The sequence below is a fragment of the Jatrophihabitans sp. genome, assembly GCF_036389215.1.
Lineage (GTDB): Bacteria > Actinomycetota > Actinomycetes > Mycobacteriales > Jatrophihabitantaceae > Jatrophihabitans_A.
In genome coordinates this window covers 1-9,793 of the sequence record NZ_DASVQG010000352.1, presented here as the reverse complement: position 1 = coordinate 9,793, position 9,793 = coordinate 1, and the positions used below count along the sequence as shown (strand labels likewise).

At 68.5% G+C, this 9,793-nt stretch carries 5 protein-coding genes; 2 read left to right on the top strand and 3 right to left on the bottom strand.

Features of this window, described 5'->3' with window-relative positions:
• On the bottom strand, window positions 1-1,369 hold a 1,369-nt coding region (locus VF542_RS20225; RefSeq protein ID WP_408653500.1), incomplete at its 3' end, for an amino acid permease.
• Window positions 1,370-1,462: 93 nt separating this feature from the next.
• Window positions 1,463-2,110 carry an FMN-dependent NADH-azoreductase gene (locus VF542_RS20220; protein ID WP_408653499.1) on the bottom strand — a complete coding sequence of 216 codons (648 nt, stop codon included), beginning with the start codon at window positions 2,108-2,110 and terminating at the stop codon, window positions 1,463-1,465.
• 445 nt (window positions 2,111-2,555) lie between these two features.
• Between VF542_RS20220 and VF542_RS20215 the strand changes: the two genes are divergently transcribed.
• On the top strand, window positions 2,556-5,963 hold the full coding sequence (locus VF542_RS20215) for a lamin tail domain-containing protein (RefSeq protein ID WP_408653498.1): 3,408 nt from the start codon (window positions 2,556-2,558) through the stop codon (window positions 5,961-5,963).
• Between the two features lie 567 nt (window positions 5,964-6,530).
• Here the strand turns inward: VF542_RS20215 and VF542_RS20210 are convergent.
• Window positions 6,531-8,747 carry an MMPL family transporter gene (locus tag VF542_RS20210; RefSeq protein ID WP_408653497.1) on the bottom strand — a complete coding sequence of 739 codons (2,217 nt, stop codon included), beginning with the start codon at window positions 8,745-8,747 and terminating at the stop codon, window positions 6,531-6,533.
• Between the two features lie 248 nt (window positions 8,748-8,995).
• Here VF542_RS20210 and VF542_RS20205 point away from each other — a divergent pair.
• Window positions 8,996-9,793, top strand: a 798-nt coding sequence (locus VF542_RS20205) for an NAD-dependent epimerase/dehydratase family protein (RefSeq protein ID WP_408653496.1), incomplete at its 3' end; no start/stop codon positions are given.

Genomic DNA, 9,793 nt, shown 5'->3' with positions numbered 1-9,793 from the left:
CGAACCGGAGCCAGGTGGCGATGGTCAGGTTCATCATCAGGTAGACGCACGCCAGCACGGACAGGATGGGGATGAACGGTGACCATGGCACCCGGAAGGGACGCCGGATCTCGGAGTTGGTCCGGCGGAGGATCGGAATCGCCGCTGACACGATGACGAACGCGAACAGCGTCCCGATGCTGACCAGGTCCGCGAGGGTCCCCAGGGAGACGAAGCCGCTGAGCGCGGTCACCACGACCGTCACCACCGCGGTGATGCGCACCGGGGTGCCGAACCGGGGATGGATGGCGGCCGCCGCCTTGGGCAGCAAGCCGTCGCGGGCCATCGCGAAACCGATCCGGCCCATGGTGACGATGCACACCAGGATGACCGAGGTCAGGCCGCAGACCGCGGCGATGGAGATGAGGGTGCCGGCCCAGCTGGCCCCGACCGAGTCGAAGGCCGAGGCCAGCGGCGAGCCCTCATCGAGCTGGCCGTAGCTGACCATGCCGGTGACCACCAGGGAGACCCCGATGTAGAGGGCGCTGGCGATGGCAAGCGTTCCGAACAGCCCCAGTGGCAGGTCCCGGGCCGGCTTGCGGGTCTCCTCGCTCATGTTGGCCACCGCCTCGAAACCGCTGTAGGCGAAGAACACCACGGCCGCCGCGGTGAGGATGCCGCCGACGCCGAAGGCCTCCTGGGGCAGTCCGAACGCAACCTGGGCCACGGTCCGCTCCACCCCCCGAGTGGCGCCGGCCGGGCCCGCCGACTCCGGCACGAAGGGACTCCAGTTGCTCAGCTTCACGAAGAACGCGCCGGCGATGATGATGAACAGGCAGATCGCCACCTTGACGATCACCAGCGCGCTGGTCACCCTGGCGGACTCCTTGATGCCGAGTGCGGCGATGACGCCGAGCACCAGGGTGATCGCCATCGCGCCGAGATTGATCGTCGAACTCTCGCCGAAGATCGAGGTCGGCAGCGAGAAGAGGTTCTGCAGGTACCCCGACCATCCCCGGGCGACCACCGCGGCGCCGAGCGCGAACTCCAGCACCAGGTCCCAGCCGATGATCCAGGCGGCGATCTCACCGATGCTGACGTAGGCGTAGCTGTAGGCGCTGCCGGCGGTGGGAACTCCGGAGGCGAGTTCGGCGTAACAAAGCCCGGCCAACAGGCTCACGACACCGGCGATCAGGAACGAGATGACCACCGCCGGGCCGGCGTGGTTCTTCGCCTCGATCCCGGTGAGCGTGAAGATCCCGGTACCGATCACCACGCCGACCCCGAAGCCGGTCAGCTCCACCGCCCCAAGCCGTTTTCGCAGACCGGAAGTTTCGTCGGCGCCCTGGGACAGCAGATCCTCGACCCGTTTCTTGCGCAACACGTCCATGAGTCACGCTAACTCACGCCCGGGTACCGAAAGACCAGGAGCCCTTTAGATATATGCCTGTTTAGCCCCGGTAACCAGCTATACGGGCTGGGCCTAGGCCACGGTGTAGGCGTCAGCGAGTTCGTCGGCGAGCCGGCACGCGGCCAGCGTCGCGTCCTGCAGCGCGGACGCCCTGGTGTCGGCTGCCAGGTCCATCGGCTGAGCGTGGATGCACTCCAGGTCGGTGATACCGACGAACCCGAAGATCTGCCGTAAATATGACTCCTGGGCGTCATAGGCGTTCATGGGGCTGCCGAGGGAGTAGTCGCCGCCTCGCGTGGTGACTAAAACCATCTTCTTGCCGTGAACCAATCCAACCGGCACTCCGTGCTCGTTATAGGCGAACAAGTAGCGGGGCTGGACGATCGCGTCGATGTAGTACTTGAGCACATAGGGAATGCTGAAATTCCACATGGGGGCGGTGACCAGGTAGACGTCGGCCTCGAGGAATTCGGCGATCAATGCCTCGATGTGGGCCCAGGAGTCGGCATGTCCGGGATCGATGGGCCGGCCCACCATCAGCCGGTACTTCGAATCCATGTTCTGCCCGTCGACGGGCGGCAGGTCCGCCGCGAACAGATCCCGGGTCTGCACCTGCGTCCCGGGGTGTTTCGACTGCAGCTGTTGGAGAAAGGCATTCGAGATCGTCAGCGTGCGCGATCGCGAACCGCGTGGCGAAGCGACGACATGCAACAGCTTCATGAACCCCTCCGAGAGACGCATTCCCGGTGCCTACTGCCGATCGACCACGTCGATTCGATTCAGCCGCTTCCCTGAACAACTCGATGCATACGATTCAGGCTATTGGACGAAATAGCCGTGTAGACACTTGTCGCTAATCCGGTTGTCGCGGTGGAACCTGTTAGTACTCTCACCCGACCTCCGGCGCAACCCCTGATATCGCCGTTCCACCGCGACTATGCGGGGGGCCAGTACGGCAGGCGAACTGATGTGACCCGGTACTGGTGCCGCCGCTGACGGATCTGACGAGCGCGCCGTGACCGGTCGGTGCCCTTATCGCTACGGTTTAACCGCATCTATCCGTGAGCAGTGGGTAGCAATTCCATTACCTAGCGCAGGCTATGCGAATCTGGTCGCCTTGGGATGTGCGCCCGTCTATGTTGATCAGATCTAACGGGGAGAGAACATGGCACTGCGGCGCGCGCGTTTGATGATGTCGGTCGTCACAACGGGCATCTTGACCATCGGCGTGCTCGGCGCGAACACGCCGGCATTCGCCCAACCCGGCGGAGTGGTGATCTCGGAACTGCACTACCACGCCGGCACGGACCTGGACACCGACGACTTCCTGGAACTGGCCAACACCGGTGCCGTCGCGGTCGACGTATCCGGCTGGAGCTTCACGGCGGGAATCACCGTGACCCTCCCCGCGGGTACGGCGATCCCCGCCGGTGGATATGCGGTGGTGGCCAAGGACGCTGCCAGGTTCCAGTCGCTGTATGGGTTCGCGCCTGCCGCGGCATATTCGGGAAACCTGAGCAACGGCGGCGAGACGGTCACGCTCGTCGACGGCGCCGCCGCCGTGGTCGACACGGTCAGCTACGCCGACGCGGCACCCTGGCCCGCCGCGGCCGACGGCACCGGGCCCTCTCTGGAGTTGCGCGGCTTGGTGTACGACAACACCCTGGCCGAGAACTGGGGTTCCTCCACGGTGACCGGTGGAACACCGGGTGCGGTCAACTCGATCGACGGCACCGCCCCACCGCCCCGGGCGACAGCAGTCCAGGCGACTCCCCAGCGTCCCGCTCCAGCCGAGCCGGTGGTGATCACCGCACGATTGCCGGTCGGCTCCACCGCCACCCTGTCCTACAAGGTCATGTTCGGCCCGGACCTGCAGGGCAGCATGCTCGACGATGCCGGCAGTCCCGGAGGCAGCGGCGACGGCGTGTTCAGCGCGACCATCCCCGGGCAGCCAGCCGGGCGCCTGGTCAGGTACCGCATCGACGCCATGGCCGGAAACAACCAGGCGTTCTCCTACCCGGCGGCCGGTGACACGGTGCAGTACGCGGGCGTGGTGGTCCGCAATCCCTCGGTAACCACGAACCTTCCGGTCCTGGAGTGGTTCATGCAGGACGCGACCTACGACGACCTGCTGGCCAACCACCGCTACGACAACGTGACCGGGAAGGCGGTGATCGCCTACGACGGAACCGTGTATGACAACGTCGCGATGCGGATCCGGGGCAACACCACCCGTTCTCGTCCCAAGGTGGCCTGGAAGGTCGAGATGCCATCGGGGCATGACTTCGACATGGGTGCGAAACTGCCCTACCCGCTGGACGAGTTCGCGATCATGGGCGAAGCCGAGCCCCTGGCGGACGTCTCCTGGAACACCGTCGGCGCCGCGGGCGCCCGCCGGCTGGCCATCCTGCCGGTCCGCACCCAGCGCAACGGGCAGTTCTGGAGCGTCGGCAGGGTCATGGAACTCGAGGACGGCACCTGGCGTGACGCCCAGGGCGTGTCGAAGTGGTCTATCTACAAGGGGGATGGCGGCTCGTTGGCGAGGACGTCATCACCGGCCGCGCTCGCCGCCACCACGTCCGCCGGCTGCCCGCTCTGTCAGCCCGAGCCCTGGCTGGACAAGAAGACCAGGAAGGACGAGAGCTACGCCGACGTCTGGACGCTCAGCCAGTTCCTGGACGCGCCGGCCTCGGCAACGCAGCGCGCCTGGATCGACGAGAACGTCAACGTCCCCGAGATGATCAACTACCTGGCCGTCAACAGCGTCATGCGCCATGCGGATTCAGGTTGGTACAACTGGTGGGTCGCCAGGGACACCGAAGGCACCGGCCGCTGGGAGATGTGGCATTGGGACCTCAACTGGACCTTCACCACGAATGAGGACGACGGCAAGGGCGAGTTCCTCACCCCCGACACCTCGAACCGTTTCACCAAGGCGATGCTGGGTTATCCCGACCTGCGAGAGATGTTCTACCGGCGCCTTCGCACCCTGGCGGACCAACTGCTCGCGCCCTCCACCTACGAACAGCAGTGGGACGGCATCAGCACGCCGTACCTGAGCGACTGGAACCTCGATCGCGCAGCCTGGGGCGGTTACACCCCCAGCGGCTCGCGCACCAACTTCCTGGAGGGACTGGCCGATCGGCGCACCGTGGTGAGCGCCAACTCCGGCGCGGGCAAGCCGGTGCCGCCATCGCAATCGCCGGCTCCCGACGTGGTCATCAACGAGATCATGTACCACCCCACCGGGGCGGCCGACGCCGAGTATGTGGAGCTGTACAACCCCTCCCCCACCGAATCCGTCGACATCTCGGGCTGGACGCTGGACGGCGCCGGGGTAACCATCCAACCCGGCACGGTGCTGCTGCCGCAGTCCTACGCCGTCCTTGTTCGAAAGGACACCGCCTTCCGGGCGGCCTATCCGGGTGGCGGCAGGTTCGTCGCGGGACAGTACGCCTCGAGCCTGGCCGACACCGCCGGGACGCTGACGCTGCGTCAGGGTGCCCGCGTCGTCGACACGGTGAGCTACTCCGCCGCCGATCCATGGCCCACCGCGGCCGACGGCACCGGACCGTCATTGGAACTGCGGGACGGGTCCAGCGACAACGCGCTGGCTGCGAACTGGTCGGCCAATCCCGCCGTCACAGGCACGCCGGGGAGGCCCAACTCCACCATCACGCCACCGGACACCACGCCGCCCTCGTCCCCGGGCACCTTGTCGGCCTCCGGCATCGGTCAGACCCAGCTCACCCTGAACTGGGATGCGGCCGGTGACAACGTAGCCGTGACGGGATACCGCCTTACCCGCAACGGCACGATGCTGCCCGGCACGGTCACCGGCCTCACCTTCACAGACACCGGCCTCTCGCCGGCAACGACCTACTCCTACACCGTCCGAGCGCTGGACGCCGCAGGTAACGTCGGGCCGGCCGGCAATACCCTCCAGGTCGTTACCGCGACCGACACCGGTCCGGCGTTCTCCGACACCTGGACCGGCGCCGACAGCTCGGCGTGGGGCGCGGCATGGGCCTCCGGGGCGGTCTCGGGCACCGTGACCCAGCAAGGCGGTACCGGGCAGCTGGCCGTCAGCGATACCGCCGGCGCCTACGCCAGAGCGCAGTTGACCGGGCTGACAGCTCGGGCAGACAGCGACACGACGTTCTCCTACCGGTGGAACTCGGGCACCCCGGTGGGCTACCTCAGCCTCTTCGTTCGTGGCTCGGGCGGGTGGCGCAACGGCTACCGGCCCACCAACGGCTACGGCCTGGAACTGGCGTCCAACTCCTCGTCCGTCACGATCACGAAGTCGGTCGCCGGAACGACGACCGTTCTGAATACGACCGGCGGAGCTCAGCAGGTCGGCTCCGGACGCCAGTGGTTGCGGCTGAGGGTGTTCGGATCGACCATCCAGTACAAGAGCTGGGCAGATGGTCAGGTCGAACCGTCGACGTGGCGCGCCAGCGTGACCGATACCTCCGTCACTACAGCCGGCCAGTTGTTCGTCTCGCTCAACCGGGGCAGCAGCAACGCCGGAGCCAAGTCCGTGCAGCTCGATGACCTGGCGGTGCGCTGAGGCACTCACGGCACTCGTTCATCGGCACTCGTTCATCGGCGCTCGTTCACCGGCCACCGACCGGCCCGCGGGGCCGACCCGCCGCAACAGCAGGCAAGGACGCAGGCCAACCTGCCGAGGACCAAGCGCCACCGTGGCCGTGGCGCTGGCGGGGCCCAGTGCATGGACGCCAGAGTAAGCGGCCCGAGGTCTGGTGACGGCCCGGTTCGAGACTTACGGCACTGGAGCTCAGGAACCACTCTGACCTGGCGGCTGGCGGAGGCGGGTCTCGATCCACGACCGCAGACCCGCACGTTCCCGATCCAGACGATCACGGTCCTCGGCAGTGAGGCGAAAGACCTGCAGGTCACCGATCGCGATCGCCTGTGACCTGTCGATGGCAAGGAGGTCCTGCAGCTTCGCTATCAGTTCCGACCGGTTTGCTGCCTGGTACGCGGCCTCCACGACCTCGGTTCGCCGGTCGACAGCCGCGAGGACGGCGTCCAGGACGGCCAGACGGGTGTCAGCCGCCGGTTCAGAGTCAGCTGGTTGCATCCCGGCAGGCTAGCGCCGACAGCAGCCCCCGTGTCACGCGGCCACGTCGCTCGAGCGGGCGGAGGGTCCCGCCGGTAGCCGCGGTGCCGGTCGGGCAGCGTCCGGCTCGTCGGTCTCGCTGATGCCGTACCGCTCCCAGAACCGCAGTAGTGGCCCGGGCGCCCACCAGTTGGCCCGGCCCATGAGCCGCATGGTGGCCGGCACCAGCAGCGAGCGGACGATGGTCGCGTCGATGATCAGGGCGAGGATGATGCCCAGGCCCAGCATCTTGCTGTACACGATCTCGGAGGTGGTGAACGCGGCCAGCACGGCACCGAGCAGCACCGCGGCGCAGGAGATCAACCGGCCGGTGCGCTGCAACCCGACAGCAACCGCCTCAGTGTTGTTGCCGGTCTGGTCGTAGTGCTCGCGGATGCGGCTGAGCAGGAACACCTCGTAATCCATGGACAATCCGAAGGCGACGGTGAACAGCAGCAGCGGCTGCGAGGCCTCCAGGTAACCGCTCGGGGTGAAGTTGAGCAGGCCGGCGGCATGCCCGTCCTGGAAGATCCAGACCAGGCTGCCGAAGGCCGCTGACAGCGACAGCACGTTCATCGCAAGGGCCTTGAGAGGAACCACCAGCGAGCCGAAGGCCAGGAACAGCAGCACCAGGGTCACCATCACGATCCAGGCGATCATCAGCGGCAGCCGGTGGTGCAGCGCGCCGAGGAGATCGGCCGACCGCGCCGTGTCGCCGCCGATCAGCACCTGCGTGCCGGGCGGCCCGCTTTCCGCGCGCACTCGAGCGAGCGTGCGGCGGGCCGACAGCGTCTGCGGGTCGTCGCGCAGGTCCAGTGCCGCCGCGGTGAGATGCCCGCGCTGCCCGAGCATGGTGGTGCCCTCGATGCCCGGTACCCGCGCGACGCGCTGGAGGTAGGCCCGTACCTCGCGCCTGACGGCCGCACTGGATGCCGGCGCCCCGGAGGTGATGGCGACGGTGAGCACCGACTGGCCCTGCTGGGGAAAGTCGGCCCGCAACTGCTGGGCGACACCGCGGCTCTCGGCTCGAGCCGGCAGCGCGCGGTAGTCGGCGCCGCCCAGCTGCGCGTGCAGGAACGGCACGCCGAGCAGGACGAGGACGGGCACGACCAGCAGCACGACGCGCCACGGGTGTCGCATGACGACGCGCGCCACCCGCTCCCAGCCTCCGGGTCGCAGGCTCGCGTGCCGGGCCGGTCGCCGGGCACGGCGCACCGGCGCCGCGTCGATACGCGGGCCGAGGACGGCGAGCAGCGCGGGCAGTGCGGTCACCGAGGCGAGCACCGCGATGAGCACCGCCGCGACGCCGCCGTAGGCCATCGAGCGCAGGAACATCGCCGGGAACACCAGCAGGCTGGCAAGGGCGAGCGCGACGGTGACCCCGGAGAACACCACCGTGCGCCCGGCCGTGGCCATCGTTGCGGCCAGTGCCGCCGCGACGTCGTTGCGCCGGCCCAGCTCCTCGCGGAAACGGCTCACCACGAACAACGCGTAGTCGATGGCCAGGCCGAGCCCGAGCATCGAGACAAGGTTGACGGAGAAGACCGACACCGACGTCACCAGCGTCAGCAGCCGCAGCACGGTCAGCGCGCCGACCACGGTCAGGGCGCCGATGAGCAGCGGGGTGGCGGCGGCGACGGCACCGCCGAAGACCAGCAGCAGCAGGATGAGCAGCACCGGGAAGGAGATCAGTTCGGCCCGCTCGACGTCCCGCTTGACCTGCGCGTCGATGGCGTCGTAGACGACCGCCTCCCCGCCGAGTCGCACCGTGAACCCGGTTCTCGGCGTGCGCAACGCCGGTTCCAGGGCGTGCAGGTCTGCTCGCCGCGCGTCGTCGTCCGCGCCGGCCAGCGTGAGAACGGCGAAGGTGGCGTGCCGATCGGCGGAGACCAACCGCGGCGCGGGTGCCGTCCAGTAGGTCTCGACGTGCGCCACGTGGCGCGGCGGCAGCGAAGCGATGGTCGCGGTGACGGCCTGCCGGAACGCCGGCTGATCGACCGTGTGATCGGCGCTGCGGATCAGCACCACGACGTCAGCGTCACGGCGGCCGATCTGCGTTGCCAGCTGCCGGGCCGCCCGCGTGGAGTCACTGCCCGGGTCGGTGAAGCCGCCATTGCTCAGTGAGGTGAACACGCCGGTGCCGACCACCCCGCAGGCCACCATCAGCAGTGCCGCCAGGACGAGGATCGCGCGCCGGCGCCGGAACGCGAGGTGGCCGAGGCGTTCGAACATCACGGGTTCCTTTCCGGGCACGGCGGCCTGCGGCCGGACCAGCCACCCGGCTCGCCAGGCAGGCAGTCCACTGAACGCATGGCGGCCAGGACACCGCTCGACCGAGAAGAACCATATACATCAGTACATACAGCGCAATAGCAACACACGTCCTGGACGGCCGACCCATCCCCGCGTCCGTCATCGGTACCCTCGCGGAATGGGCCACCAGGAAGCTCTGCTGACCGCCCTTGCCGGTCTGCTGCTCGATGGCCGCTGACGTGGCACCGCACGTGGTCGTCGGTGCCGGCGCGGTCGGGTCGGTGGTCGCTGAACTGCTGGTCGACCGCGGCGAGCGGGTACGCGTCATCACGCGCCGCGGCACCGCCGTGCCGGGCGCGGAACCGGTGGCCGCGGATGCCTCGGACGCTGCGCGGCTGAGCGAGTTGACCGCAGGGGCAGCGGTTGTCTACAACTGCGTGAGCGTCCCCTACCGGCACTGGCTGCGAGACTGGCCGCCGATCGCGCAGGCACTGCTGACGGCGGCGGAAACGAGCGGCGCGGTGCTGGCCGTGACAGGCAACCTCTACGGTTACGGGCCGGTCGAGGGCGTACTGACCGAAGACCTGCCGCTGGCGGCCACCGGTCGCAAGGGCCGGCTGCGGGCCGCGATGAGCGAGGCCGCCTTTGCCGCCCACCGAGCCGGCCGGGTGCGCGTCGTCGAGGTGCGCGGCAGCGATTACCTCGGTGGGGACTCCGTGCTGTCGGCGTTCGCGCGGCGCGCGCTGCGCGACGGCGGGACCGCGCGAGTGCCCGCGGACCTGGATGCGCCGCACAGCTGGACGAACGTGCGCGACGTCGCGATGCTGCTCGTCACCGCAGCCGCGGATCCGCGGGCTTGGGGCCGCGCGTGGCACGTGCCCAGCGCCCCGGCATGCTCCATCCGTGAGCTGGCGCGGCTGGCAGCGGCCGCCACCGGCAAGCCGGCGCGGCTGCGCACGATGCCCTTGTGGGCGCTGCGCGGCGTCGCGGTCGTGCACCCACTCGCCCGCGAGCTGCTGGAGACG